This window comes from Pelagibacterium sp. H642 (genome assembly GCF_031202855.1).
Classification (GTDB): Bacteria; Pseudomonadota; Alphaproteobacteria; order Rhizobiales; family Devosiaceae; genus Pelagibacterium.
This window is the reverse complement of record NZ_CP101829.1, coordinates 2708714-2733300: the sequence shown is the minus strand read 5'-3', so window position 1 is coordinate 2733300 and position 24587 is coordinate 2708714. Positions and strand designations below refer to the sequence as shown.

Sequence of the window (24587 nt, the reverse complement as noted above, 5' to 3'; positions counted from 1 at the left end):
TTATCCTTTCACGCCGCCGGTCGAAATGCCCTCGATGAAGTAGCGCTGGGCTACGAAGAACACGAGCAGCGAGGGCGCGAGGGTGAGGACCGACATGGCGAGCACCTGGTTCCACTGGAAGGCTTCGGTCACGTCCAGAGAGAGGCGCAGCGCCAGGGAAACCGGGTATTTTTCAACCGATGAGATGTAGATGAGCGGCCCCAGGAAGTCGTTCATCGTCCACATGAACTGGAACAGGCACACCGAGATGATGGCCGGAGCCAGCATGGGGATGACGATGAACACCAGGGTCTGGATCGTATTGGCCCCATCCACCCGCGCCGCCTCTTCCATGTCGCGCGGAATGGCGCGCAGGAACTGGATCAGCATGAAGACGAAGAACGCATCGCCCGCCAGCGCCGAAGGCACCCAGAGCGGCAGATAGGTATCGAGCCAGCCCAGATCCCGAAACAGCAGGTATTGCGGAATACGGGTGACGACGTTGGGCAGCAGCAGGGTCGCGATCACCGTCACGAACAGGATGCGCTTGAACGGAAATTCGAACCGGGCGAACCCATAGGCCACCAGCGTGGCCGAGATCGCCGTCCCGATGGTCTTGGGGATGATGATCCACAAGGTATTGAGGAAGAAATGCCCGAAATTCCAGTTGGTCGAGGTCTCCCAGCCGCGCTGATACCCCTCGAAGGTCGGGTTCTGGGGAATGAAGCTGGGTGAAGCGAAGATTTCCGCATTGGTCTTGAACGAGGCCCCCACCAGCCAGAGCAGCGGGTAGAGCATGATGAACCCGACCGCCGCGAGAATGGCGTAGCGGATGACCGCCGAGATCATCTGGTTGCGACGCGTCCTCGCGTTATGGGCGCGGGCTTCCTCGAGCGCGGTCTGGGGCTGATTGGCAAGTGTTGTCATCGCGATCAGCTCCGCCTGTCGCCGGCGTAATAGACCCAGTGCCGCGAGGACCAGAAGGCGATCACGGTCAGCACCATGATGATCGCGAACAGGATCCAGGCGATGGCCGAGGCATAGCCCATGTCGAACTGCCGGAACGCCTTGTCGTAGATATAGAGCGGCACGAGGTAGGTGGAGCGCAGCGGCGCACCGGTGCCGTCGGTGATGATGAACGGCCCGTTGAACTCCTGGAACGCCTCGACCATCTGCAGGATCAGGTTGAAGAAGATCACCGGCGTGATCAGCGGCAGGGTGATATAAAAGAAGGTCTGCGCCTTGTTCGCCCCATCGATCGCCGCCGCCTCATAGACATGGGTAGGGATCGACTGCAGCGCGGCAAGAAAGATCACCATGGCCGAACCGAACTGCCACACGCGCAGCAGCGTGATGGTGAACAGCGCATAGCGCGGATCGCCGAAGAAGTTGATCGCCTCGAAGCCAAGCCCGGTGAGCACCATGTTCACCAGCCCGATATCGGCGAAGATATAACGCCAGAGCACCGCGATCGCGACCGACCCGCCCAGGATCGAGGGCACGTAATAGGCCGTCCGGAAGAACCCGATCGCCTTGAGCTTGTAGTTGAGCACGTAGGCGATCAGCAGCGCGAAGGCGAGCTTGAGCGGCACCGTGATGAACACATAGGTCAGCGTCACCTGCAGCGCGCGGTGGAAGGTGCGGTCGTTAAATAGCAGCTCGACATAGTTGGCCAGGCCAACCCACATCGGGTCGCGCAGCAGCGGATAGTCGGTGAACGAGAGGTAGAACGAAGCGCCGAATGGAACGGCGGTAAAGATCACCAGCCCCACGACATAGGGCATGACATAGGCCAGCCCGATCCATTTGTTTTCACCGCCCATCAGCGCTCTCCCCGATCGTGGTGACCGGAGAGAGCCCGATGTCCAATCATCGCCGGCACTCTCATGTCAGAAGGTACGAAATCGTGCATCATGACAACTGAACGGGATTGCTCCGCCGCACCGCCCGGGCACAATGACAGCAAGACTTCCCTATCTCCTCCCATATAACTTGATCACATCTTGACCATAGTTATCATATGACTTCATTAAAAAGAGACGGCGTGTAAAACGGAATTCACAGTTCTGGAGAAAATGATGGAGAAAACCGAAGGTCGTGTCCTGGCGGGCATTCCGCCCGATGCGCTCTCGCTCAAGCTCTCGCGCTCCACCATCAAGATGCGGCACACCTCCACCTGGCGGGTGGAGAAGTCCAACGAGGTGCACGACCTCGTCGTCTGCATCTCCGGCAGCGCCCTCTACGAGCTTGACGGTGAACCCGCCTCGCTCTCCCCCGGCGAAGCCATGCTCATTCCCGCCGGCGCCCGTTTTGTCGGCCGCCTGGGCACGGGCCCGATCTATTCGGGCTTTGCCCAGCACTTCACGCTGGATCTTTTCAGCCATGTCGATCTGATCAGCCAGATGGAGCTCAAGCGCACCGTCAAGTTCTCCCGCTGGCGCGTGCTCGAGCCGCTGGTGCGCTATTACAGGGAGACCGCGCCCGTCTCCTCCACCACGCTCGAACAATATCACATGTTCATGGTGATCCTGATCGAGTTCATCGAGGAAGCGTTCATCCGCTGGCGCGAGCAGGCCCTGCTCAACGCCGCCGGCCCCGATGCGCTTTCGCTGCACATCATGCTCGCCGCCGCCCGCATTGCCGGCCAGCCCTTCAAGCCCGGCATATTGGAAGAAGCGCTGGGGCGCTTACCCTACAATGCCGACTATTTCCGCCGCGCCTTCAAGGAAAGGCTGGGCTATACCCCCGCCAAATTCGTCGAGTTCAAGCGCCTCGAGCAGGCCATGAACATCCTGGCCACCGGCCACTCGGTCAAAGAAACCGCCGCCATGACGGGCTATCCGGACGTCTATTATTTCTCGCGCCAGTTCAAGCGCTATATCGGCACCTCGCCATCGGCCTATCGCCTGCTCACCCGCGCCAAGGAAGGCGGCCAGTTCATCGACGGCACCTTCCACATCCCCGAGCGGACCTGACCGTCCCGCCCGGCATCCTCAAAGGCTGATGCCGCTCTCGGCCAGCATGCGGGCAATATGCGTCGTCTCCCCGCTCTCGATCGAACGGTTGGCCGCCACGCCGGTCAGGATCGACCATGCGCCATCCAGATGCGATGACGAGCGGGCATAAAGGTCCGGGCTCATCCCCTCGGGATCGAAGAGATAGCCCAGCATGATCGGGTCCGCCCCGCCATGCCCGCCCATCCCGGTCCACACCTTGATGGACTCGGGCCCCTGCCCGGCCACATGCAGCGTTGTGGTCATGGCGTCGTCGACCGGCTTTTCCCGCTTGCCGCCGAACACCCCATGCACTTCCACATGCTTGTGGACCAGCTCGCCCTTGGTGCCGTGGAACCGGATTTCCAGCCCTTCCCAGGGGCTATAGGCGCACAGCGTATAGTTCAGCATCGCGCCGCTGCGATAGTTCACCTGCACCTGCATGGTGTCCTCGATGGTGATGTCATCGGCAAACACGCACTGGTCGCGGTGATAGCCGTCGAATTCCTCGGCATCGAGATAAAGCTCGCGCAGCTTCTCGTCCTGTTTAAGATCCATGCGCAACTCGCACCGCTCGAACACCGGGCAGGTATGGCAGCGCTCGCTCCGCCCTTGCAGCCCCATGGCATCGGCCGTCTGCGGCGTATAGAAAGCCCGCCGCCCCCGCGCCGAAACGCTTTCGGGCACCGAAGCGAGCCACCAGTTGACCAGATCGAAATGATGCGTCGACTTGTGCACCAGCAACCCACCCGAGCGGTCCTTGTAGCGGTGCCAGCGGCGGAAATAATCGGCCCCGTGCACCCGGTCGAGATGCCAGGAAAAATCCACGGCCACCACCTCGCCGATAACCCCCGAGACCAGCATGTCCTTGATCTGCGTGCGCGCGGGCGAATAGCGGTAGTTGAAGGTCACCGCCACCTTGCGCCCGGTCTCTCGCTGCGCGTCGAGTATCGCCTTGAGCCGGGCGAGGTCCGTGGTCATGGGCTTTTCGGTCATCACGTTACACCCGGCCCGCATGGCCGCCACGATATATTCGTGGTGCAGGTCGTCCGGCACGGTGACGATCACCGTATCGGGCTTCTGCTCATCGATCATCTGCCCGAAATGCTCGGCCCGATAGGTGGCGATCCCATTGCCGCCCCGCTCGGGCACGTCCTGGGCCGATAGCGCCAGCCGGTGCCCGTTGATGTCGCACAGCCCCACAAGTTCGGCCGTCCCCTGATGGGTGGAAACGATGGCGTCACGAAACATGGCATGGCGCGCGCCGGTGCCCACAATGGCGTATTTCACTGGTCCAGTCCCGAGAAAGAAAACAGGTGAGGCCCACCCGCGACCGACGACTCCCCGAGCCCCAGCCGCGAACGGCAAGCCCTTCGATTATCGACAGCTCGCGCCGCCGCGTCAATAACTTATCGTACTACTTTTTACTATTAAGCTGACAGGTCGTGATGCCGCTGCGTTTTCGACCACACGAAACGCGGCTCATAGCCGAATGTCTTGCGGGCTTTGCCGGAGCAGAAGCCCGAAGCCGTCCCGCCTAGCAGCCGCGACAGATCGGTCGCGGGCGAAAACCGTTCGAACAGGTCGCGCGTTTCGCATCCGTGCAGGTTCTCGGCTCCCGAGAGATTGTAGACCCCCGATTCCACCGTCTCGATCTCTAGCGCCTGCCGGCATCCGATTGCGATGTCCCGCGCATCGGTGCGGGTCCAGAGCAGGAACCGGTCCCCCTGCGGATCGTCCAGCGCGCGCTCGATTTCTGCATCGAGGTCCTGCGGCGCCCGCACGCCCATGATCCGGAACGTGAGCACGTTGAGCCCGCGCCGCGCGAAATAGTCCGCGGCACCCTCCCCCGCGATCTTGGAGAGTGCATAGGAATTCTGCGGCCGCAGCGGATGATCCTCGGTTACTGGCGCGAATTGCGGGTCGTGAGCGGCAAAACCATAGACCTGCGCACTCGAAGCCAGGATCACCCGGCCCACGCCCAGCGCGTTGCTGGCGTCGAGAACGTTGAAATGCCCCGCGACATTGTCCGCATAGGTCCGCGCGTCGGGCACGATGCCGGGGTCTGACCAGGCCGCCATATGCACCACCGCCTCGGGCCACGCATAGGCCAGCGTTCCATAGACGTCCTGGGGATGGGAAACATTGCCCACCATATACCGCACGCCGCCGACGCGTTCGGGAGCCGGAGCGAGATCGAGGCTGGTCACCTCATGGCCAACCGCCGCGAGTTCAGCCACCACGAACTTGCCGACCCGGCCCGAGCCTCCCGTTACCACGATCCGCATCTCTTCCTCCTCTTGGCAGCGCGCGAAAATTAGTCATACTGGTGCTAGTAGTATTAATCGAGCGATGCAAGATGAAAACCGACGCGCCGCCGAGCCTCTCGGCCCAAACCGCTGGTCGCCTGCGCGCCTGGATCGCCTCCAACGGCCTGAAATCGGGCGCCCGCCTGCCGCCCGAGCACGAATTGATGGCCCAGCTCGAGGTCAGCAGGACCGTCTTGCGCGAAGCGGTGGCCGGCCTGCGCGCCCAAGGCGAGTTGACCAGCCGGCGCGGCTCGGGCGTCTTCGTCGCCCGCATGGCCGATGACGGCCATATCCGCTTGCCTCAGGATGAGGACGACGCCACGCCCACCGCCATCCTCAATCTCCTCGAAGTGCGCCTGGCGCTCGAGGTCGAAGCCGTGGGGCTGGCCGCCCGCCGCCGCACCACGGCCGATCTCGAAAGGATCGAAGCCGAACTCAAGGGCATGGAGATCGCCAGGACGCGGGAAGAACTCGTGGCGCGGGATTTCTCCTTTCACGTCGCCATCGCCGCGGCCACCAACAACCCGCAGTTCATCTACGTCATCCGCCAGGTCGGAGAGCGCGCCTTCCCGCGCGACCGGTCATGGCGAACGCCCCCGAAAAGCGGCGAACGCTATGCGGAAATGCGCATGCGCGAGCACGAGGCAATCCTGCGCGGCATCGCCGACAAGGATGCCGTTTTCGCCCGCGACGCCATGCGCCATCACATCATGGCCAGCGCCCAGCGCTTCAGGGATGCCATGGCGTGAGCGCGCGAACTCACCGCTCTCGATAAGCAATATCCAGGGGAAAATTCGTTGATCGTCACCAATCTGCGCACCGTGCCGCTCGTGCTCCCGCTTGAGCGGCCCATCGGCAACGCCACCGCCAGGATCGAGCGCTTTTCGATGATCGCGGTCTTTGTCGATACCGACGAGGGCCTGACCGGCGAAAACCTCATCTTCACCATCCGCCCCGAGCAGCACAAACTGCTCGATACCATGGTCCACGTCCTCAAAGATGCCGTCGTCGGCACGGATCCCGATCACGTTTCCGCCTTCTGGCAGGATGCCTGGCGCCGCATCAATTTCATTGGCTTTTCCGGCGTCTCCATCATGGGCATCTCTGCCATAGACGGCGCGCTGTGGGATCTGCGCGCCAAGGCCGCCAACCGCTCCATAGCGGCGCTTCTGGGCCAGTGCCGCACGAGCGTTCCGGCCTATACCAGCGGTGGGCTCTGGCTCAGCCAGGACATCGATGAAATCGTCCAACAGGCCGGCGCCTACGCATCCCAGGGCTTTGGCGCCGTCAAGCTCCGCCTCGCCGGGCGCGCCGATATCGACCTGCCGCGCATTGCCGCCGTGCGCGACGCCATCGGGCCCGATGTCGGCCTGATGGTGGACGCCAACCAGGCCATGGACGCAACCTCCGCGATCGCCCTTGCCCGCCAGTTCGAGCGCTACGGCATCGTCTGGTTCGAAGAGCCGGTTCCCGCCCACGATCTGGACAATTCCGCCAGGGTCGCGGCCTCGCTCGATATTCCCGTCGCCTCCGGCGAGAACGAATATACGATCCACGGCTTTCGCCGCGTGCTCGAAACGGGCGCCGCCGATATCCTGATGCCCGATCTTCAGCGTGTGGGCGGGGTCAGCGAGTTCGCGCGCGTCGGCGCCCTGGCCGCGGCCTACAATGCGCCCGTCTCCTCGCACCTTTTCCCCGAAATGAGCCTCCAGCTCATGGCGAGCCTCCCCAACGCCACCCTGCTCGAACATCTCGATTGGTTCAGCCCGCTCTACGCCGAGAAAATGGAGATGACCGGCGGCGACATCACCGTGCCCGACCGCCCCGGCTGGGGCTTCAGCCTCGCCCCCGATGCCCTCCGGCATTTTGCCGCCGATAAGTGATAAGATAAGTTTTCAAACTTGTCTGTCATCATATGTAATGGTAAGGGTCGCGGCAACGTGACGGGAGAAGGGAGAGCCATGAAAATCGTAGACGTAAAGGTCCGGGTGTTCCTGCACACGACGCGCCGGCATCAGGACGCGGCGGGCCATGCCCATCCCGGCGACCCTCACAAGGTTCGCCAAGGCCTTCTCACCATCGTCACCGACCAGGGCCATGAAGGTCACTGCTTCGGCGTCCCCGAGGTCATGCGCCCCCATGTTATCGAGAAATTCGTCAAGACCGTGCTGATCGATCAGGACCCCTTCGATCGCGAGCGTCTATGGCAGGAACTTGCCCACTGGCAGCGCGGCAGCGCCGCTCAGCTCACCGACCGCACCCTCGCCGTCGTCGACACCGCCCTTTGGGACTTGGCCGGCCGCGCCCTTGGCGTCCCGGTCCACAAGCTCATCGGCGCCTATCGCGACAAGGTGCCCGCCTATGGCAGCACCATGTGCGGCGACGAGCTCGAAGGCGGCCTCGCCACCCCCGAGGACTATGGCCGTTTCGCTGAAAAGCTGGTCAAGCGCGGCTACAAGGGCATCAAGCTCCACACCTGGATGCCGCCTGTCTCCTGGGCGCCCGATGTGAAGATGGATCTTAGGGCCTGCGCCGCCGTGCGCGAAGCCATTGGCCCCGACATCGCCCTGATGATCGACGCCTTCCACTGGTATTCGCGCACCGAAGCTTATGAACTGGGCAAGGGCCTGCAGGAGCTGGGCTATGCCTGGATCGAAGAGCCCATGGATGAACAATCCATGGCCTCCTACGCCTGGCTTGCCGACAATCTCGATATTCCCGTCCTGGGCCCGGAAAGCGCCGCCGGCAAGCACCATGCCCGCGCCGAATGGATCAAGGCGGGCGCCTGCGATATCCTGCGCGCCGGTGTTCACGACGTGGGCGGCATCTCCCCCTCGCTCAAATCCATAGCGCTCGCCGATTCCTTCGGCATGAACTGCGAAATCCATGGCAATGGCGCGCCCAATCTCGTGCTCGCCGCCGTCGCCCGCAATGTGCGCTGGTACGAGCGCGGCCTGCTCCACCCCTTCCTCGAATATGATGACGGGTTCGAATACCTCAACACCCTCCCCGATCCTATGGACGCTGAAGGTTTCGTGCATCTTTCGGACAAGCCGGGCATCGGCGAGGACATCAATTTCGACTTCATCGACGACAATCTGGTCGCCCAATAGCGTTCCTCCCCCGGCGCTTTCCGGTATGGCATCGGCCGCCGGAAAGCGCATGGGGCGCTTGGAGCGTCACTCCGAAGCGCTGGCACGCAGGCGCTCCTTGCTTCCCATCAGATGCAGCCGCATGGCCCCGCGCGCGGCCTCGCTGTCGCCCGCCGCGATGGCGTCGAACACCCGCTGGTGTTCGTCATTGATGTGCCGCAGATAGTCCTTGCGGCTCTCATGGGCGATCAGCGAGGTGTTGAGCCGCGAGCGCGGCATCAGGAATTCGCCCAGATAGTTGAACAGATTGACGAAGTGGTAGTTCTCCGTCGCCGCCGCGATGGCCCTGTGAAAGGCGAGATCGGCTTCGATCGCGTCGTCCCCCGCCTCTATGGCCTCGTCCATCCGCTTGAGTGCCTCGCGCATGGTCACGAGAATCTCGGGCGTGCGGCGCGCGGCGGCAAGCCCCGCCGTTTCCACCTCGAGCGCGATGCGCAGTTCGAGCACCGCCACCGCCTCGTGCACGGCATCCCCGTTCCCCGCCGCGAGTACGAAGGGCTGGGCAAAGGGCTGATCGGTCACGAACACCCCCACGCCCTGGCGCGGGGTCACCAGCCCGTTCGCCCTGAGGTTGGCGATCGCCTCGCGGATCACCGTCCGGCTCACCCCGAACTCGCCGATCAGCTCATGCTCTGTCGGCAGCTTCTGGCCGGGCCCGTAGGAGCCATCGCGAATGCGATCCTGCACCGCCTCGACGATACGCTGCGAAAGACTGTCGCGACGGTTGCGCATGTTTTGCTCCCGAGCTGCCCGGCTCAGCCGACCAGCTTTCCGGCCCCTTTATGATCTAGACGTAGTCTTCCCTCATAGGGGTAAACGCATCGACCATCGTTCCGGCCTCGATGCACACCGCCCCATGCAGCACGCCGCCATCGACCACATAGCTCGATCCCGCGCCCAGCCGTTCGGTCACCCCATTGATGGTCACGTCGAACACGCCGCTCTCGATATAGGCCGTCTGCGTGTGCGGATGCGTATGGGGCGCCCCCACCGCCCCCTGCGCAAACTCCCAGCGCAGCATCATAAGCTGGTCGTTATAGCACAGCATCTGCATGCGCCGCCCTTCTCCCACATCCTTCCACTGCGCATCCGCGCCCTTCAAAAAGCTCCCCGAAGTGGGCATGTCCCCGTTCCTTTCTCAGCTATGGGCCTGGGCAAGCGCCAGATCCCTGTCATAAGCTTCGCTCGCCTTTATGAGCGAGCGGGTATAGTCGGTCTGCGCCTGCCCGTTCTCCAGCGCCTCGCGTGATAGCACCTCGACGATCCTGCCGCCCTGCATCACGGCAAAAGCGCTGCACATGTGGTCGATCACCGCCAGGTCATGGCTCACCAGCAGATAGGTGAGCTTGTGCCGCTCGCGCAGATCCATGAACAGGTTGAGGATTTCCGCCTGGATCGAAACGTCGAGCGCCGATGTCGGCTCGTCGAGCAGCAGGATCCTGGGCTCGAGGATCAGCGCCCGCGCGATCGCCACGCGCTGGCGCTGCCCGCCCGAAAGCTGGTGCGGATAGCGGTAGCGGAACGAATCCCCCAGCCCCACCTGCTCGAGCACCTCGCCGATCCTGCGATTGATGTCGGAGAATTTGTGCACCTTGAGTGGCTCGGCCAGGATATCGGCGATCTTGCGCTTGGGGTGCAGGGAACCATAGGGGTCCTGAAACACCATCTGCACCTTGCGGCACCATTGCAGGCGCGGTGTCTGGGCAAAGCTTTTGCCATCCACCGAAATCGCACCCTCCCAATGGCGGTAGAGCCCGGCAATGCAACGCAGCACCGTCGATTTGCCCGACCCCGACTCCCCAACCAGCCCGAAGGTCTGTCCGTCCTCGACCGAAAACCCGATCCCGTCCAGAATCTTGCGCCGGCGCAGCCCGCTCCCCAGTTCGAGGTCGAGCCCCTTGATGTCGATCATGCTCATTGCTGCCGCTCCAGCGCTTCGGCCCAACTGCTCTGCCGGTCGAGCACCGGCAGCCGCCCTTTGCGGTCCCCGATCCGCGGCAGCGACGCCAGCAGCCCCCGCGTATAGGGGTGCCGCGCGTCCTTGAGGTCGCACGCGGCGATCTCCTCAACCACCTGCCCGCTATACATGATCAGCACCCGGTCGCAGAAACTCTGCACGAGGTTGAGATCGTGGCTGATGAACAGCAGCCCGATCCCCCGGTCCCGGACCAGATCGTCCAGCAGCGCCAGCACCTGCAGCCGCACGGTCACGTCCAGCGCCGAGGTCGGCTCGTCCGCGATGATCATCGCAGGGTCGGGAATGAGCATCATGGCGATCATGATGCGCTGGCCCATGCCGCCCGATACCTCGTGCGGATAGAGCGTATAGACATGCTCGGGGTCGCGGATCTTCACCGCCGCGAGCTGTTCGATCGCCCGGCGCCGGGCTTCGGCCTTTCCGACCCGGTGGTGCGCCAGATAAGCCTCGGCGACCTGCTCGCCCACGCTCATCACTGGATTGAGCGAGAATTTGGGGTCTTGCAGGATCATCGATATCCGCGCCCCGCGAATCGCCTGCATCTTCCTTTCATTGAGCCGCAGAAGGTCCTGCCCCTCGAAGCGCATCTCGTCGGCGCTGACCCGGGCGATCTCGGGCAGAAGCCGCACGATGGCCCGCCCCACCGTCGATTTGCCCGATCCCGATTCCCCGATGATGGCGACCTTCTCGCGCCCCAGGGAAAAGCTGACATTGCGCACCGCATGCAATTGCCGCCGCGCCGACATGTAGCCGACATTGAGATTTTTGACCGAGAGAATGGGTTCGTTCATCGCACTCACCGCGATTGCCTTGGGTCGAGCATGTCGCGCAGCCCGTCACCGAACAGGTTGAAGGCCAGCGCCACCAACAGGATCGCCATGCCCGGCATGGTCACCACCCACCAGCTATCGATCATGAACCGTCGCCCCGCCGAGGTCATGGCACCCCATTCGGGCGAAGGCGGCTGCGCGCCCAGCCCGAGAAAACCCAGCCCTGCTGCCGTAAGCATGATCCCCGACATGTTGAGCGTCGTGCGCACCACCACCGATGGGATGCAGATCGGCAGCACATGGCGCAACAGGATGCGCAGGGATGACGCCCCGGACACCTTGGCGGCGGCGATATAGTCGGCGGCGCGCGTCGTCAGCGTTTCGGCCCGCGCCAGCCGCGCGATCGGTGGCCAGGCGGTGAGCGCGATGGCGATCACCGCGTTCTCGATCCCCGGCCCCAGCGCGGCGGCGAAGGCCAGCGCCAGGATGAGGCTGGGAAAGGAAAGGAAGATGTCGGTGATCCGCATCAGTATCCGATCCGTCCAGCCGCCGAAATAGCCCGCCGCCATGCCGATCATCAGCCCGATCGGGGCGACGATCACCGAAACCAGCATCACGATATAAAGCGAGATGCGCGAGCCATAAACGATACGGCTATAGATATCGCGGCCATATTCGTCGGTCCCGAACCAGTTCTCTCCGCTCGGGGGCTGCAGCGCGGCGCTTAGGTTCTGTTCCAGCGGATTGTGGGTCGCGATCCATGGCGCAAAGATCGCCATGATGCCCAGAACCACGATGATCGCCAGCCCGAACACCGCCAGCGGATTGGAAAGGAAGCTCAGCACGCCCCAGTAGACGCGCTGCACGGTGGCCTGGCGCGAGCTGGTGATCGTGTCGCTGGAGAGATATTCGCGCCAGCTCATGGGAATCTGTGAACTGCTCATGCCGCACGCGTCCTTGGGTCGAAGACCCGGTACAAGACATCGGAAAGAATGTTGAGGGCGATGAACAGCACGCCCACCAGCAGCGTGCAGGCCATCACCGCGTTCATGTCGCCGATCATCAGGTTGGAGGTGAGATAGCCGCCGAACCCCGGCCAGGAAAACACGGTCTCGACCAGCACGGCCCCTTCGAGCAGCCCGCCATAGGCGAGCGCCACGATGGTCACCAATTGCACGCGGATGTTGCGGAACGCATGCCGCCAGATCACCTGCGGCCGGGACAGCCCCTTGATCCGTGCCGTGACGATATATTCCTGCCCCATCTGCTCGATCATGAACGAGCGCGTCATGCGCGAGATATAGGCCATGGAATTGAGGCCCAGCACCGTGGCCGGCAGCCAGATATTGCGCAGCGCGCTCCAGAACACGTCCCATTCGCCCACCAGCACCGAGTCGATCAGAAGGAACCCGGTGATGGGCTGGACGAGCCCGGTATAGAACACCTCGACCCGCCCCGAGCCGCCCGACCAGCCCAGCATGGCGTAAAACAGAAGAAGGCCCATGAGGCCGAACCAGAAGGTCGGGGTCGAATAGGCGATGAGCGAAAAAAACCGCACGAAATAGTCGGGAAATCTGTTGCGGTTGGTGGCCGCCAGCACGCCGAGCGGAATGCCCAGCCCGGCGCCGATCAGAATCGAGATCGTGCCCAGCTCGATCGTTGCGGGAAAGACCCTGGCGATGTCCTCGATCACCGGGCGCCCGGTCAGCAGCGCCACCCCGAAATCCCCGCGCGCCAGATCGGCCACGAAGCGGAAGAACTGCACATAGAGCGGCTGGTCCAGCCCGAGTTCGCGATAGACCCGGTCATAAGTGGCCTGCGTGGCTTCGTCTCCGACAATGGCCAGCACCGGGTCGACCGGCATCATCCGGCCGATGATGAAGGTCAGGATCAAGAGCCCGAACAGCGTCACCGCTATCGAGCCGACAAATCCCAGGGCTCCGCTGGCCTGGGTTCGTATGCGCAGGGACAAGGGAGCCATGGACCGTCCGCTCCGTTCTGTTCCGCCCGTAAAAGCCAAGGGCGGCGCGTGAGAATGATGAAAGGCGCGCGTGGTGTATCGCGCGCCCTTCGGTGAGGTCAGCGGCTCTTGGAAACCGTGTCGAAACGCGTCGTCCAGCCGTAATGGTTCTGGAAGCCCTCGATATCGGACCGGAACACCACCGTGTCGACCACCGCCGAAATCGGCTGGATGGCGGGCACCAGTTCCTCATAGAGATACTGGACTTCTGCATAGAGCTGCGCCTGCTCTTCGGGGTCGCGTTCGACGAGCGCCTGGGTGGCCAGCGCGTTGAGCTCTTCGTTGTAGAACGAGGTGCGCCAGCCGATCAGCCCGGAAAGCCCGGCATCATCGGAATTGTCCGGATTGATCACCAGCGACTGCATGTTCGAATGGGGATGCGGTTCCTGTCCGCCACCGCCCCGGCCGACAATCATTTCGAAATCGCGCTCGCGCATCGGGCCATAGACCTGATTGCCGGTGCCCGTCACGATCTCGGCATTGATCCCCGCCTGGGCGAGCGTGCTCTGGATCGAGGTGGCGATATCGATGAAGGGCGGTTCGTTGATCGCCAGCAATTGCGTCGTGAACCCGTCGGGATAGCCGGCCTCGGCCAGATATTCCTGCGCCCGCTCCACGTCCAGCGTATAGCCGGGGGCTTCAATGGTCCCCATCACGCCCGGCGTCACCGGACGCTGATGCAGGATGCCGTAATTGGGCATGATGGTTTCGTTGATGCCCTGATAGTCGATCAGGTAACGCAGCGCGAGGCGTACGTTCTCGTCGGCGAACTTCTCGTCCTTCATCGAGACGGCGAGATAATAGAAGCCCGAACTGGGCACCGACTGCACGATGACGTCTTCATTGGCCGAGAGCGCATTGATGTCGGGCACCGACAGCGCTAGCCCCACATCGATATCGCCGCGCTCGAGCATCAGACGCTTGGTCTGGCTTTCGGGCATGTGACGGATCAGCACCCGGCGCATGTCGGGTGCGCCGCCCCAATAGCCGTCGAACCGATCGAGGACGATCGTGTCGTTGGCGGTCCAGTTGCGCAGCGTGAATGGCCCCGAACCGGCGGTATTGGTGGTCAGCCATCCTGCCGCCAGATCTCCATCCACTTCATGCTCAAGCGCGGTCTGGCTGTCGATCACCGAGGACGCGCTGGGCTTGCCGAACATATAGAGGATGAGCTGAGGATCGCCCTCCTGGGGCATGGTGATGGTGATCGTGTTGCCCTCAGCGGTGACGTGCTCGTCGAAATTGTCGAGCGTGAAGCCATAGGCCTGCCAGGTCGCCGACCCGACCAGTTCCAGTTCGAGAATGCGCTTCCAGGACCAAATCGCGTCCTCGACGGTCACCGGATTGCCCGAGGCGAACACCGCGTCGTCGCGGAAATTGAGCGTGATGACGCCGTCCTCGCTCACATCCCAGCTTTCGGCAAGTCCGGGGTTGACCTGGGTCACATCCACCGCGTCGAGCTGGACCGGCGTGTCATAAACATTGGTGATGATCGCGGTAGACTCGCGCCCCGCGATGGCGGCGGGGTCGAGCGTCAGGATATTGGCCATGCTCAGCCCGATCACGAGCTGGTCGTCCGGCGTCGCCGCCCAGCCCTGCACGGCGGTTCCGCTCAACGAAACGGCGACGAGCAGTGTAAGAAGTGTCTTCTTCATTTTAGGCTCCTCCTCCCAGTCAAAGACAGTTCGCTACATATGCGATATCATACAACTGATGTCAATTGCGGCCGATCGCCGGAAAATACGCCGAAATATGGGGAAAGTGGGAGAAGAATTAGTGGTATTAATTTTAAACAACATTGGAAAGAGATGATTCAACACGGAAAATCATATTGCTTGAAGCGCTTGACGCTTTCCCCACCCTCACGCCGTTCATCCTGCCCATGCAAAAGCCGTTCCCTTGATGACCTCCGGGTAAATGTCCTTGAAACTCCAAAGCTCGAGACCAGACTTGCGATAACAGCGCCGGATATGTATGACAGGATCAAATGTTGTATGGAAACCAGGAGCGTCCCATGAGCACCAATTTCACCGAACGCCACGCCATCGCCCCGGACCATGCGGCCGCAATGGACACCACCGAGCTGCGGGAAAATTTCCTCGTCGACGATCTGTTCGCCTCCGGTTCCATCTCGCTCACCTATACCCATTACGACAGGATGATCGTCGGCGGCGCCGTCCCCGCTTCCGGTCCCCTGCCCCTCGATCCCATCAAGCCCACCGGCACCGAGAACTTCCTCGACCGGCGCGAGCTGATCGCCGTCAATATCGGCGCGCCGGGCACTGTCTCGGTCGATGGAAAAGACCACGCCCTCGGCACCCGCGACATGATCTATGTCGGCATGGGCGCCAAATCCGTAAGCTTTGCCTCGGCGGGTTCCGAACCCGCCAAATTCTACCTCCTCAGCGCTCCCGCCCACGCCACATACCCCACTACCCTCATCAAGATCGATGACGCCAAGCGTCTCGACCTCGGCGCGTCGGAAACCTGCAACGAGCGCTCGATCTTCCAGTTCTCCCAGGCCATCCAGACCTGCCAGCTCGTGGTCGGCATGACCACGCTCGCCCCCGGTTCGATCTGGAACACCATGCCCGCCCACGTCCATTCGCGCCGCATGGAAGCCTATCTCTATTTCGATCTGGCCAGCGATCAGCGCGTCATGCATTTCATGGGCGAGCCCACCGAAACCCGTCACCTGGTCGTCGCCAACGAGCAGGCCGTCCTCTCGCCCCCCTGGTCGATCCATTCCGGCGTCGGCACCGGCAGCTACACCTTCATCTGGGCCATGGCCGGCGACAATGTCGATTACACCGATGTCGAACCCGTCCAGCCCGGAGACCTCCTGTGACCGATCTCTCCGCATTCTCCCTCTCGGGAAAAACCATCATGGTCACCGGTGCCAATACCGGCATCGGTCAGGGGATCGCGCTCGCCATCGTGAGGGCCGGAGGACGCGTTTTGGGGGTCGCCCGCTCGTCGATGGACGACACTTTGCACAAGGCCGGTGGCATCGGCGGGACAGACGCGTCGATCATCCCCATATTCGCCGATCTCGACCCGTATATGCAGCCTCATGGACTGCTCGACAACGCCTGGGACGAGCACGGCCCGATCCACGGTTTGGTCAACAATGCCGGCATTATCCGGCGCGCCGATGCGCTCGATTTCACCGAGGAAGATTGGGATTCGGTGGTCGACCTCAACCTCAAAACCGTGTTCTTCCTCTCCCAGGCTTTCGCCCGCCGCGTGCTGCAAGCCTCTGAAGCAAAAGGCAAAATCGTCAACATCGCCTCAATGCTGAGCTTCCAGGGCGGCATCCGCGTCGCCTCTTACACGGCGTCGAAATCAGCCATACTGGGCCTCACCCGGCTCCTGGCCTGCGAATGGGCCGAAAAAGGCATCAACGTCAACGCCATAGCCCCCGGCTATATCGAGACCAACAACACCGAAGCCCTTCGCAACGACCCGGACAGAAGTGCCCAGATTCTAGGCCGAATCCCGGCTGGACGCTGGGGAGAACCCTCAGATATCGGCGATGCGGCGGTGTTCCTTCTGGCCCGCGCATCCGACTACATGCACGGCGCCACCATCCCCGTTGACGGCGGCTGGTTGGCCCGCTGACGCCAAACTTATCCCCGGGGCGAATGTCGGTGAGAGGGTGTCAAACGCGCTCGAAACCGAACAGCGCCTCGGGGTTTTCGACAAGAGCCAGGTGTCGGGCCCTGTCATCGGGGAACCATCCCAGCACGGTCTGCAGCAGCGCTGCATCGTCCGGATAGTCCTCGGTTCGCTTGGCGGCGTTGTGCGGCCAGTTCGTTCCCCAGACGATCCTTTCCGGCGCATACGCTGCCAATTCGCGCGCCATCGCTCCGATATCGGCATAGTCCGGCCCGCCGCTGCGGCTCGATTCATAGCAGCCGGCAAATTTGAACCAGGTTTTTCCCTTATCGATCAATCGCTTAACCGCATCGACTTGTGAACTGTCAGGTGTTACCCCGGCAAAGAACTTGCCATGGTGATCCAGCACCCATCGCGATTTCAGCGCCGCCAGGCGGTCGAAATGATCGAGGATATGGCTGCCGTCGAACTGGATGGCCACCATCCACCCGAACGCCGCTGCTCGCTCGTCCACCTCTTCGAGCCGATCGAGCCCCACCGCACCGCCGGGCAAATCCATGATCCGCGCGCCCACGATCCCGGCAGCCGATAGCCGCTCCATCTCGTCGTCAGTGGTTTGCCCCGTCACCACCGCAACGCCTTTTGCTTTGTTTCCAAAGGCTTGGAGGCAGGCAAGGAGACAGGAATTATCAAACTGATGCGCGTTGCCCTGGGTCACGACCACGCGGTCGATCCCCAGCCATTCCATGGTCTTTTCGTAATCCGAGGGGGTTGGCAGCGGCTCGGGCGGCAAGCCCGGACCACCGGGAAGTGCCGGAAATCCCGGCACATAGGCATGCATCTGCGTATCGATCGTGCCCTTGGGCAAGTCGATTGCGGGCTTGGTTCTCGAATAGGTTCTTTCGATCATCATTCCGCCTTGAGCGCGAATTCGGTCAGTGCGTCGCGGTTGATCTCGATGCCCAGCCCCGGCCTATCGGGAATGGCCACCACACCTCCCGCATGTTCGAGCGGCGTTTTCACAACCGCCTGCCGGAAGGGATTGATTGTCCTGTCAAATTCCAGGATCGGCTCCAGCGGCTTGTTGCGCACCGGGTCCGGCACCATCGCCGCCGTGAACTGCAGCGCCGCGGCAATCTGGACCGCCGTGCCCCAGACATGGGGCACCACCCGCACCCCGTGCAGCGAAGCGAGATCGGCGATCCGCCGAATCTCGGAAAACCCGCCACAGCCGCAGATATCGGGCTGGATGATATCGACGCACCGCGTCTCGATCGGCTCGCGCATGCCCCAGCGCGTATGCCAGGTCTCCCCGCCCGCCACCGGAATCGGCTGGCGTGCCCGGACCTCGCGGTACGCCTGCAATTGCTCGGGAACCACCGGCTCCTCGAACCAGTCGATGCCATACTCGGCCGCCCGCTGGCCGACCCGGATCGCCTCATAGGCCTCATAGCCGTGATTGCCGTCGATCATGATGCGCATGTCCGGCCCCGCCGCCTCGCGCACTGCCGCGATCACGCGCAGATCCTCTTCCGGATCGAACCCGATCTTGATCTTGGTCGCGTGGAAACCCTGTTCGCGGTATCGGGCGACTTCGGCCGCATTGTCCTCGATCCGATCAACGCCGTCGCGCTTGAACGATCCGGTCGCATAAGCCCTCACGCTCTCCCGGAAACGCCCGCCCAGCAAGGTGGAAACGGGAACGCCGAAATGCTTGCCCTTGATGTCCCAGAGCGCGATGTCGATCCCCGACAGCGCCGTCACCGACAGCCCCCGCTGGCCCTGATCGCGCAAGGCGTTATAGAGCACCGCCCAGTGCTTTTCGGTCTCCAGTGGATCCCGCCCGATCAGCCATTGGGCATAGGCCTTGACCACCGCCGCATTGGGCAGCGCCGGGCCAAGGCACTCGCCCCAGCCCGTCGTGCCGTCGTCACAGACGATCTCCACCAGGACATGCACTCGCTTATCGAACCGCATCGAGGCGCTTTCGAACGCGGTGTCGAGCCTATGCTCGAGCAAATGGGTGTTGACCGCCTCTATCCTCATCTCTTGTGCGCGCCGATTAACGCTTCAAGCATGGCCTCTTCCTCCTTGGTGAGATCCGAGAGTGGCGCACGAACCGGCCCCGCGTCAAAGCCTTGCAGCCGCACGCCGGCCTTGACGGCAGCAACAGCATAGCCCTTGCGCCGGCTGCGGATCGCCATGAAGGGATAGAAGAACTCTTTCAGGATCGCCTCGCACCGGGCCCGATCGCCGCCACGCAGGGCCTTGTAGAATTCGACGGCCAATCCCGGTACGAAGTTGAAAACCGCCGAGGAATAGGTGGTAAATCCAGCCGCCAGATAGGCTTCCGCAAAGAGTTCAGCCGTTGGCATGCCGCCAAGATAGGTCAGCCGATCGCCCATTGTAGCCGTGATCTGGCGCACGAGCCCGATATCTCCCGAGCCGTCCTTGAACCCGACGAGATTGGGGCAAGCCTCGCACAGCCGCGCGATGGTGTCGGCCTGCAAAATCGAGTTGTCGCGATTATAGACCATGACGCCGATACCCACCGATTGGCAGACCGTCTTCACATGCTCGTAAAGCCCGTCCTGCGGCGCATCGATCAGGTAATGCGGCAAAAGCAGAATACCGTCGGCCCCGGCCTTTTCCACCGATTTGGCGATGGAAACCGCCATTTCGGTGCCATAACCGCAGCCTGAAACGATAGCGGTTTTCCCACCCGCCGCTTCCTTGGCAGCCGCTACGATGGCCGGAATTTCATCGGGCGCGAGCGAAAAGAATTCCCCGGTCCCTCCAGCCGCGAATAAAGTAGCCGCTTCAAAACCCGAGAGCCAGGAGACGTGATCCTGATAGGACTTGGCGTTGAAGCGTCCCTCCGCATTGAAATGGGTCACAGGGAAGGAAAGCAGACCCGCGCCGAGCGCGTGTTTGACCTCTTGGGGGCTCATGGGGACAAGTCCTTTGCAAGCGTTAACTCGGTAAACGGCTAACCACTTGCATGACCGATGTCAACAACTTGTATGATATCTATTTGTTCTGCAGCAGCACGCGATAGCGGCGCTGACTTCCCTGCAGATGCGCCCGCATCGCCTCGCGCGCTGCCTGCGCATCGCCATTTGAAATGGCGTTGACGATACGCCCATGCTCCTCATGGAGCTGGGAAAGATAAGCATCCGAAGCCTCGCCATCTGCTCCGGCCAGCGCGGCACGCGGAATGGCGTTGGGGCCCATAAGGGCCATGAACTCCACGAACCTGGGATTGTTCGTCGCTTCGGCAATGGCTTCATGGAGCGCGAAGTCTGCAGTGCTCGTCGGCTTGCCATTGGCAATGCACTCTCCCACCGCGCGATGGCGCTCGAGAATGGTTTCCTCCTGGGCGGGCGAACGCCGGACCGCAGCCAAAGCCGCAGCTTCCACCTCCACCGCTCCACGCAGCTCCAGGAGTTCGATAATCGAGGAGATGCGCGCATGATCGACGTTCTGGAAAGGCAGTCCGGGCGCTGCCACAGGCTCGAGAACGAACACGCCCGCCCCGCGACGCGGCTCGACCAGTCCGTCCGAGCGCAGGGCGGCGATGGCCTCGCGCACCACCGTGCGGCTGACGCCGTGCACTTCGGTCAGGCGCGCTTCGCTCGGCAATTTGTCGCCGATCTTGTATTCGCCCTTGAGAATGGCGTTTCGGAGCGCATTGGCGACCTGTACGACCAGGGTCCCGCTCGTCTGACCACCTGCCGCGTTTTGCGCGTCCATCTCGCTATTCCCTGCTTATTGACCTCGATGCCCTCATGTTCGGGCGTCGAAGAGTCAGACACCGACGCTTAGCCTGTGTCAAGCAAGACCCATCAGACAGATTGACGCTTCTTGTCTTATCTTTATGTTCCTGCCATCGACCGAGGGAGCATAATCGATGAAGCGACTGTTGATCACCGGGGCCGCCGGCAGTTTGGGCAAAGTGGCACGGGCCCGCCTTACCCACCTGGCCGAAACTCTCAGACTTTCCGATATCTCCGACCTCGGCAGCGCCAAACCCGGCGAAGAGTTGGTCCCCTGTGATCTTGCAGATCCCAACGCCGTCAGCGCTCTCGTTGAAGACTGCGACGGCATACTTCATCTCGGCGGCATTTCCACCGAACAAAGCTTCGAGGCCATCCTCAATGCCAACATCATCGGTCTTCGCAACCTCTACGAAGCCGCCCGCGCCCATGGCCAGCCGCGCATCTTCTTTGCCGGCTCAAACCACGTCATCGGCTTTTACCGCCAGCAAGAGCCCGTCGACCACAATTCTCCCGTTCGTCCCGACGGCATGTACGGGGTCTCGAAATGTTTCGGTGAGGCCTTGGCGCGTTTCTATTTCGACAAGTTCGGCCAGGAAACGGCGATCGTGCGCATTGGCTCGTGCTTCGAAAAACCCACCGATTACCGCATGCTGGCTACATGGCTGAGTTATGGTGACTTCGTCAGCCTCGTCGAGCGCGTCTTTGAAGTCCCCAATCTCGGCTGCCCGACAATCTGGGGCGTCTCCGCCAATTCCCGCAGGTGGTGGTCAAACGACCACGTCCGCTATCTCGGCTGGTCCCCCAAGGACAGCGCTGACGCCTATGCCGAGGACATCCAATCCGCCGGCAATTGGCCCGACGCAAGCCATCCCTTGTCAATGTTCCAGGGCGGCAACAACACCCAGGACCCTTTGACCTGATATCTTGCGAGCACCACTTCGGCTTGGATTTGGTGGGCCCGGCAGGACTCGAACCTGCAACCAGACCGTTATGAGCGGTCGGCTCTAACCATTGAGCTACAGGCCCACGCCGCGCCAGTCCTAGCGATTTGCGCGGACGAGGTCCATCATGTTTTATGCGGGTAGCGTGATTTTTGTCGCCTGCATACGGTGCCCCAAAACGGACGCAATGCGCCGAAAAGACTGCTCGCGTTCTGCGAGGGGCAAAACCAATTTCCAACGACGAGATTCGAGGAGACTTCCCATGCGCCTTCCCCTAACGCTCGCACCCGTGGCTCTGGCGGCAATGATCGCCACGCCGGCCCTCGCCGATACCATTACCCTGAGCGGAACCGGCACGGTGCGCGCTGCCCCCGACATGGCCACCGTCAATACCGGCGTCACCACCCAGGCTGAAACCGCGCGCGAAGCGCTCGATGCCAACACCGAAGCCATGGCCGATCTGATCGCCGCCCTGCGCGAAGCCGGACTCGAGGATCGCGACATCCAGACCTCGGACTTCTCCGTCAGCCCGCAATATGTCTATTCCGACCAGCGCGATGAAAACGGCTACACCCTTCCCCCTGAAATCCAGGGCTACCAGGTCTCCAATGCCGTCACCATCATCGTCCGCGACCTCGAAATCCTCGGCCCTGTGCTCGATCAGGCGGTGACCGTTGGCGCCAATACCATCAACGGTGTTTCCTTCGAGGTTGCCGACACCGAAAAGGTCGAAGAGGAAGCACGCAAGCTCGCCGTGGCCAACGCCGTCGCCAAGGCTGAAACTTATGCCCAGGCCGCTGGCATCGTTCTGGGATCGATCGAATCCATCACCGAGGTCAATGCGCCTCAGCCGCCGATCCCGATGTATCGCGGCCAGATGATGGAGATGGCAGCGGACGCTTCCGTTCCCGTTGAGGCGGGCGAAATGGCTTATTCGATCACCACCACGATCTCCTGGGAAATCGAAGACGACCGCAACTGATCATTCCTCCTGGGCAGCCGGCACCCGTCGGCTGCCTACCAGATCCCCAGCGCCTGCAGGATCATCCTTCCACCGACCACCACCAGGAAGATCGCAAAGACGATCTTGAGCAGCCGCGCATCGAGTTTGTGCGCCAGCGCCACGCCCAATGGGGCGGTCAGCGTCGCCAGTCCACCGATCAGGACGAGCGAGGGAATATTGATGAACCCGATGCTCATTGGCGGCGTACCCACCGCGGTCCACCCCGAAATCACAAAGCCGATCACCGCCGGAATGGCGAGGATGACGCCCAGCGCCGAACTCGTCCCCACCGCCGTATGGATGGGCGAGCCGAAGGCAACCAGAGTCGGAACGGTGAGCGAGCCGCCGCCAATGCCCATCAGCGCCGAGATATAGCCGATCACCGCCGCCGATATCCGGTTGACCAAAGGCACGCCGGCAAGCGACTCCATGAGCCTGCGCTGGATCGGCAGCGCCATGTTGAGCGCAATGAACAGCGCCATCACCCCGAAGATAATCTTGAGCGCCGCGGCGCTGTAAAGCGCCGCCATCAATCCGCCCAGCAGCGAAGCTGCGACAATCCAAGGCCCCCAGAGCCTGAGGATCTTGCCGTCCACCGCCCCGCGCTTGTCATGCGAGCGCGCGCTGCGCAAGCCTGTGGGAATGATCACGGCGAGCGACGTGCCCACTGCCACATGCATGATTACGTCCGGATTGTAGCCGAGGAGCTGATAGGCCAGCACCATGGCCGGCACCATGATGATGCCGCCCCCAATGCCCAACAATCCGGCCATCACCCCTGATATGGCTCCCGTCGCGGCGAGACCCAGGGCGAAGGGAAGGTATTGCGAAAGCAGATCAGACAAGAAAATGTATCCTGAAAAGCCCGTTGCGAATGAACGGATTAGAAAAGCGTACCCGAGGGTACGGTTTTATTTCCGGCCCAACAAGCCGGAACGCATATCCTTGGAGATCAATCCTCACCCAGGATGTGCAGAACGATCTGCCGCCGGTGCGGTGCCCGCCTGTGCTCGAAAAGATAGACACCCTGCCAGGTGCCGAGCGCAGGCCGGCCCTCGATCACCGGAATGGAAATCGACGTCTGCGTCAACGCCGCCTTGATATGCGCCGGCATGTCGTCAGGGCCTTCGGTCGTGTGGACGATCCAGTCCATGCCCTCGGGCGCCAGCCTACGAAAAAACGTCAGAAGATCGGCCTGAACGTCCGGGTCGGCATTTTCCTGGATGAGCAGGGAACATGACGTATGGCGGCAATAAACGGTCAAGAGACCACTGGCGATAGCGTTTTGAGCCAGAAATCCGCCGACCAAGCGGGTGAACTCGTAAAGTCCCGGACCGTCCGTGGTGATGGTCAGCGTCTGGCTGGCTTGCCGCATATGCATTCTCCCGTAAGCCGAGCTTATCTGAGTCCCCGTCGGGAACCCAAACCGGTCCGTCGCGTTTTTGTGACATCTCGAGTCTGCGCCTCCGCGACGGCGCCGCCAGGTTTGTGCGGCCAGGTGGGCGGTGCCCTCAGGGACCCAGGGACGGGACGGTGGAATGCCGTCGATGTCCAACAGAATGGAGACTGAAAATGGCTGATATTGATCGCGACTACACGGATCGCAACCGCACCGAGCGCGAGCGCGTCTATGCAGTCAACTCCGGTGGCAGCGCCGGCTGGTGGATTGGCGGCGTCCTGGTTCTGGCCGTACTGATCATCGGTTTCATCGCCCTGAGCGGTGGTGAGCCTGCCCCCGTCGACACGGCCCCGACCGCCGTGGAAACGACACCCCCGGCGACAGAAACGGCGCCGGCCACCGAGCCCGCTCCCATGACGGAAACGGCCCCGGCGGTGGAAGAACCCGCTCCGGCGGTTGAGGCTGCTCCTGAAGCCGCCGTTCCTGCTGAAGAGGCTCCTGCGGCCGAGCCGGCCCCGGCAGAAGCTGCTCCGGCTGAAGAAACCGCCCCGGCGGCTCCTGCTCAATAATCCTTAGTCGGGCGCGCCCGTTAAGAGAACGGCGCGCCCGTTTCGTTCAGTTTGGCGTCAGCTTGATGGCGCTACCA

At 62.3% G+C, this 24587-nt stretch carries 26 protein-coding genes and 1 tRNA gene; 9 read left to right on the top strand and 18 right to left on the bottom strand.

Annotated features, from left to right (window positions below; translation table 11 throughout):
* The gene (locus NO934_RS13460) at nucleotides 1-828 is read right to left on the bottom strand and encodes a carbohydrate ABC transporter permease (protein ID WP_375143303.1); all 828 of its coding nucleotides are present in this window, start codon (nucleotides 826-828) and stop codon (nucleotides 1-3) included.
* An 83-nt stretch (nucleotides 829-911) separates the two neighbouring features.
* Nucleotides 912-1802, bottom strand: coding sequence for a sugar ABC transporter permease (locus tag NO934_RS13455; protein WP_309160477.1), 891 nt, complete (start codon nucleotides 1800-1802; stop codon nucleotides 912-914).
* Nucleotides 1803-2057: 255 nt separating this feature from the next.
* On the opposite strand from NO934_RS13455, the gene NO934_RS13450 reads away from it, so the two are divergent.
* The gene (locus tag NO934_RS13450; RefSeq protein WP_309160476.1) at nucleotides 2058-2954 is read left to right on the top strand and encodes an AraC family transcriptional regulator; all 897 of its coding nucleotides are present in this window, start codon (nucleotides 2058-2060) and stop codon (nucleotides 2952-2954) included.
* Nucleotides 2955-2972: 18 nt separating this feature from the next.
* Here NO934_RS13450 and NO934_RS13445 read toward each other — a convergent pair whose 3' ends face one another.
* Together NO934_RS13445 and NO934_RS13440 are read right to left on the bottom strand one after the other, a co-directional pair.
* On the bottom strand, nucleotides 2973-4262 hold the full coding sequence (locus tag NO934_RS13445; RefSeq protein WP_309160475.1) for a Gfo/Idh/MocA family oxidoreductase: 1290 nt from the start codon (nucleotides 4260-4262) through the stop codon (nucleotides 2973-2975).
* Nucleotides 4263-4402: 140 nt separating this feature from the next.
* The gene (locus NO934_RS13440) at nucleotides 4403-5260 is read right to left on the bottom strand and encodes an NAD(P)-dependent oxidoreductase (protein WP_309160474.1); all 858 of its coding nucleotides are present in this window, start codon (nucleotides 5258-5260) and stop codon (nucleotides 4403-4405) included.
* Between the two features lie 71 nt (nucleotides 5261-5331).
* Between NO934_RS13440 and NO934_RS13435 the strand changes: the two genes are divergently transcribed.
* The 3 genes from NO934_RS13435 (at nucleotide 5332) to NO934_RS13425 (ending at nucleotide 8394) form a co-directional block, all read left to right on the top strand.
* A complete protein-coding gene (locus tag NO934_RS13435; RefSeq protein ID WP_309160473.1) occupies nucleotides 5332-6030 on the top strand; it encodes a FadR/GntR family transcriptional regulator in 699 nt (232 codons plus the stop codon).
* Nucleotides 6031-6078: 48 nt separating this feature from the next.
* Nucleotides 6079-7164: a mandelate racemase/muconate lactonizing enzyme family protein gene (locus NO934_RS13430; RefSeq protein WP_309160472.1), complete on the top strand. Its 1086-nt coding sequence runs from the start codon at nucleotides 6079-6081 to the stop codon at nucleotides 7162-7164.
* 78 nt (nucleotides 7165-7242) lie between these two features.
* Nucleotides 7243-8394 (top strand): mandelate racemase family protein, encoded by a 1152-nt coding sequence (locus tag NO934_RS13425; protein WP_309160471.1) that lies wholly within the window; start codon nucleotides 7243-7245, stop codon nucleotides 8392-8394.
* Between the two features lie 66 nt (nucleotides 8395-8460).
* Here the strand turns inward: NO934_RS13425 and NO934_RS13420 are convergent, their stop codons facing one another.
* The 7 genes from NO934_RS13420 to NO934_RS13390 form a co-directional block, all read right to left on the bottom strand.
* Nucleotides 8461-9165, bottom strand: coding sequence for a FadR/GntR family transcriptional regulator (locus tag NO934_RS13420; protein ID WP_309160470.1), 705 nt, complete (start codon nucleotides 9163-9165; stop codon nucleotides 8461-8463).
* A gap of 55 nt (nucleotides 9166-9220) precedes the next feature.
* Nucleotides 9221-9556, bottom strand: a complete 336-nt coding sequence (locus NO934_RS13415; RefSeq protein ID WP_309160469.1) for a cupin domain-containing protein — start codon at nucleotides 9554-9556, stop codon at nucleotides 9221-9223.
* Nucleotides 9557-9571: 15 nt separating this feature from the next.
* Nucleotides 9572-10351 carry an ABC transporter ATP-binding protein gene (locus tag NO934_RS13410; protein ID WP_309160468.1) on the bottom strand — a complete coding sequence of 260 codons (780 nt, stop codon included), beginning with the start codon at nucleotides 10349-10351 and terminating at the stop codon, nucleotides 9572-9574.
* The gene (locus tag NO934_RS13405; protein ID WP_309160467.1) at nucleotides 10348-11202 is read right to left on the bottom strand and encodes an ABC transporter ATP-binding protein; all 855 of its coding nucleotides are present in this window, start codon (nucleotides 11200-11202) and stop codon (nucleotides 10348-10350) included. Before NO934_RS13405 ends, NO934_RS13410 begins: the two co-directional genes overlap by 4 nt.
* A gap of 5 nt (nucleotides 11203-11207) precedes the next feature.
* Nucleotides 11208-12125 carry a nickel transporter permease gene (gene nikC / locus NO934_RS13400; RefSeq protein WP_375143257.1) on the bottom strand — a complete coding sequence of 306 codons (918 nt, stop codon included), beginning with the start codon at nucleotides 12123-12125 and terminating at the stop codon, nucleotides 11208-11210.
* Nucleotides 12122-13162, bottom strand: coding sequence for an ABC transporter permease (locus tag NO934_RS13395; RefSeq protein ID WP_309160466.1), 1041 nt, complete (start codon nucleotides 13160-13162; stop codon nucleotides 12122-12124). The genes nikC and NO934_RS13395 overlap by 4 nt, the downstream gene beginning before the upstream one ends.
* Nucleotides 13163-13260: 98 nt before the next feature.
* On the bottom strand, nucleotides 13261-14856 hold the full coding sequence (locus tag NO934_RS13390) for an ABC transporter substrate-binding protein (protein WP_309160465.1): 1596 nt from the start codon (nucleotides 14854-14856) through the stop codon (nucleotides 13261-13263).
* A 359-nt stretch (nucleotides 14857-15215) separates the two neighbouring features.
* Here NO934_RS13390 and kduI point away from each other — a divergent pair, with 359 nt between their 5' ends.
* On the top strand, nucleotides 15216-16049 hold the full coding sequence (gene kduI, locus NO934_RS13385) for a 5-dehydro-4-deoxy-D-glucuronate isomerase (protein WP_309160464.1): 834 nt from the start codon (nucleotides 15216-15218) through the stop codon (nucleotides 16047-16049).
* 38 nt (nucleotides 16050-16087) lie between these two features.
* A complete protein-coding gene (gene kduD / locus NO934_RS13380) occupies nucleotides 16088-16822 on the top strand; it encodes a 2-dehydro-3-deoxy-D-gluconate 5-dehydrogenase KduD (RefSeq protein WP_375143302.1) in 735 nt (244 codons plus the stop codon).
* Nucleotides 16823-16862: 40 nt separating this feature from the next.
* On the opposite strand, the gene NO934_RS13375 is transcribed toward kduD, so the two are convergent.
* From NO934_RS13375 to NO934_RS13360, 4 genes are all read right to left on the bottom strand, one after another.
* On the bottom strand, nucleotides 16863-17729 hold the full coding sequence (locus NO934_RS13375) for an amidohydrolase family protein (protein ID WP_309160462.1): 867 nt from the start codon (nucleotides 17727-17729) through the stop codon (nucleotides 16863-16865).
* The gene (locus NO934_RS13370; RefSeq protein ID WP_309160461.1) at nucleotides 17729-18865 is read right to left on the bottom strand and encodes a mandelate racemase/muconate lactonizing enzyme family protein; all 1137 of its coding nucleotides are present in this window, start codon (nucleotides 18863-18865) and stop codon (nucleotides 17729-17731) included. The genes NO934_RS13375 and NO934_RS13370 overlap by 1 nt, the downstream gene beginning before the upstream one ends.
* Complete coding sequence (gene kdgD, locus NO934_RS13365) at nucleotides 18862-19770, bottom strand: 5-dehydro-4-deoxyglucarate dehydratase (protein WP_309160460.1); 909 nt, start codon at nucleotides 19768-19770, stop codon at nucleotides 18862-18864. Before kdgD ends, NO934_RS13370 begins: the two co-directional genes overlap by 4 nt.
* 79 nt (nucleotides 19771-19849) lie before the next feature.
* Nucleotides 19850-20572, bottom strand: a complete 723-nt coding sequence (locus NO934_RS13360) for a FadR/GntR family transcriptional regulator (protein WP_309160459.1) — start codon at nucleotides 20570-20572, stop codon at nucleotides 19850-19852.
* Nucleotides 20573-20729: 157 nt separating this feature from the next.
* Between NO934_RS13360 and NO934_RS13355 the strand changes: the two genes are divergently transcribed.
* Entirely contained in the window at nucleotides 20730-21518 is a 789-nt protein-coding gene (locus NO934_RS13355) for an NAD(P)-dependent oxidoreductase (RefSeq protein WP_309160458.1), read from the top strand.
* 30 nt (nucleotides 21519-21548) lie between these two features.
* On the opposite strand, the gene NO934_RS13350 is transcribed toward NO934_RS13355, so the two are convergent.
* Nucleotides 21549-21624, bottom strand: a tRNA-Ile gene (locus NO934_RS13350).
* A 177-nt stretch (nucleotides 21625-21801) separates the two neighbouring features.
* On the opposite strand from NO934_RS13350, the gene NO934_RS13345 reads away from it, so the two are divergent.
* A complete protein-coding gene (locus tag NO934_RS13345) occupies nucleotides 21802-22521 on the top strand; it encodes an SIMPL domain-containing protein (protein WP_309160457.1) in 720 nt (239 codons plus the stop codon).
* A 35-nt stretch (nucleotides 22522-22556) separates the two neighbouring features.
* On the opposite strand, the gene NO934_RS13340 is transcribed toward NO934_RS13345, so the two are convergent.
* Together NO934_RS13340 and NO934_RS13335 are read right to left on the bottom strand one after the other, a co-directional pair.
* Complete coding sequence (locus tag NO934_RS13340; protein WP_309160456.1) at nucleotides 22557-23387, bottom strand: sulfite exporter TauE/SafE family protein; 831 nt, start codon at nucleotides 23385-23387, stop codon at nucleotides 22557-22559.
* Between the two features lie 107 nt (nucleotides 23388-23494).
* On the bottom strand, nucleotides 23495-23917 hold the full coding sequence (locus NO934_RS13335) for a secondary thiamine-phosphate synthase enzyme YjbQ (protein WP_309160455.1): 423 nt from the start codon (nucleotides 23915-23917) through the stop codon (nucleotides 23495-23497).
* 197 nt (nucleotides 23918-24114) lie between these two features.
* Between NO934_RS13335 and NO934_RS13330 the strand changes: the two genes are divergently transcribed.
* Complete coding sequence (locus NO934_RS13330; protein WP_309160454.1) at nucleotides 24115-24510, top strand: hypothetical protein; 396 nt, start codon at nucleotides 24115-24117, stop codon at nucleotides 24508-24510.
* The last annotated feature ends 77 nt before the right edge of the window (nucleotides 24511-24587 follow it).

Coding starts and splice junctions, on each gene's coding strand:
- NO934_RS13460 (WP_375143303.1), bottom strand. CDS start 828: ATGATCTCGGCGGTCATCCGCTACGCCATTCTCGCGGCGGTCGGGTTC.
- NO934_RS13455 (WP_309160477.1), bottom strand. CDS start 1,802: ATGGGCGGTGAAAACAAATGGATCGGGCTGGCCTATGTCATGCCCTAT.
- NO934_RS13450 (WP_309160476.1), top strand. CDS start 2,058: ATGGAGAAAACCGAAGGTCGTGTCCTGGCGGGCATTCCGCCCGATGCG.
- NO934_RS13440 (WP_309160474.1), bottom strand. CDS start 5,260: ATGCGGATCGTGGTAACGGGAGGCTCGGGCCGGGTCGGCAAGTTCGTG.
- NO934_RS13435 (WP_309160473.1), top strand. CDS start 5,332: ATGAAAACCGACGCGCCGCCGAGCCTCTCGGCCCAAACCGCTGGTCGC.
- NO934_RS13425 (WP_309160471.1), top strand. CDS start 7,243: ATGAAAATCGTAGACGTAAAGGTCCGGGTGTTCCTGCACACGACGCGC.
- NO934_RS13420 (WP_309160470.1), bottom strand. CDS start 9,165: ATGCGCAACCGTCGCGACAGTCTTTCGCAGCGTATCGTCGAGGCGGTG.
- NO934_RS13415 (WP_309160469.1), bottom strand. CDS start 9,556: ATGCCCACTTCGGGGAGCTTTTTGAAGGGCGCGGATGCGCAGTGGAAG.
- NO934_RS13410 (WP_309160468.1), bottom strand. CDS start 10,351: ATGAGCATGATCGACATCAAGGGGCTCGACCTCGAACTGGGGAGCGGG.
- NO934_RS13405 (WP_309160467.1), bottom strand. CDS start 11,202: ATGAACGAACCCATTCTCTCGGTCAAAAATCTCAATGTCGGCTACATG.
- nikC (WP_375143257.1), bottom strand. CDS start 12,125: ATGAGCAGTTCACAGATTCCCATGAGCTGGCGCGAATATCTCTCCAGC.
- NO934_RS13395 (WP_309160466.1), bottom strand. CDS start 13,162: ATGGCTCCCTTGTCCCTGCGCATACGAACCCAGGCCAGCGGAGCCCTG.
- NO934_RS13390 (WP_309160465.1), bottom strand. CDS start 14,856: ATGAAGAAGACACTTCTTACACTGCTCGTCGCCGTTTCGTTGAGCGGA.
- kduI (WP_309160464.1), top strand. CDS start 15,216: ATGAGCACCAATTTCACCGAACGCCACGCCATCGCCCCGGACCATGCG.
- kduD (WP_375143302.1), top strand. CDS start 16,088: ATGGTCACCGGTGCCAATACCGGCATCGGTCAGGGGATCGCGCTCGCC.
- NO934_RS13375 (WP_309160462.1), bottom strand. CDS start 17,729: ATGATCGAAAGAACCTATTCGAGAACCAAGCCCGCAATCGACTTGCCC.
- NO934_RS13370 (WP_309160461.1), bottom strand. CDS start 18,865: ATGAGGATAGAGGCGGTCAACACCCATTTGCTCGAGCATAGGCTCGAC.
- kdgD (WP_309160460.1), bottom strand. CDS start 19,770: ATGAGCCCCCAAGAGGTCAAACACGCGCTCGGCGCGGGTCTGCTTTCC.
- NO934_RS13360 (WP_309160459.1), bottom strand. CDS start 20,572: ATGGACGCGCAAAACGCGGCAGGTGGTCAGACGAGCGGGACCCTGGTC.
- NO934_RS13355 (WP_309160458.1), top strand. CDS start 20,730: ATGAAGCGACTGTTGATCACCGGGGCCGCCGGCAGTTTGGGCAAAGTG.
- NO934_RS13345 (WP_309160457.1), top strand. CDS start 21,802: ATGCGCCTTCCCCTAACGCTCGCACCCGTGGCTCTGGCGGCAATGATC.
- NO934_RS13335 (WP_309160455.1), bottom strand. CDS start 23,917: ATGCGGCAAGCCAGCCAGACGCTGACCATCACCACGGACGGTCCGGGA.
- NO934_RS13330 (WP_309160454.1), top strand. CDS start 24,115: ATGGCTGATATTGATCGCGACTACACGGATCGCAACCGCACCGAGCGC.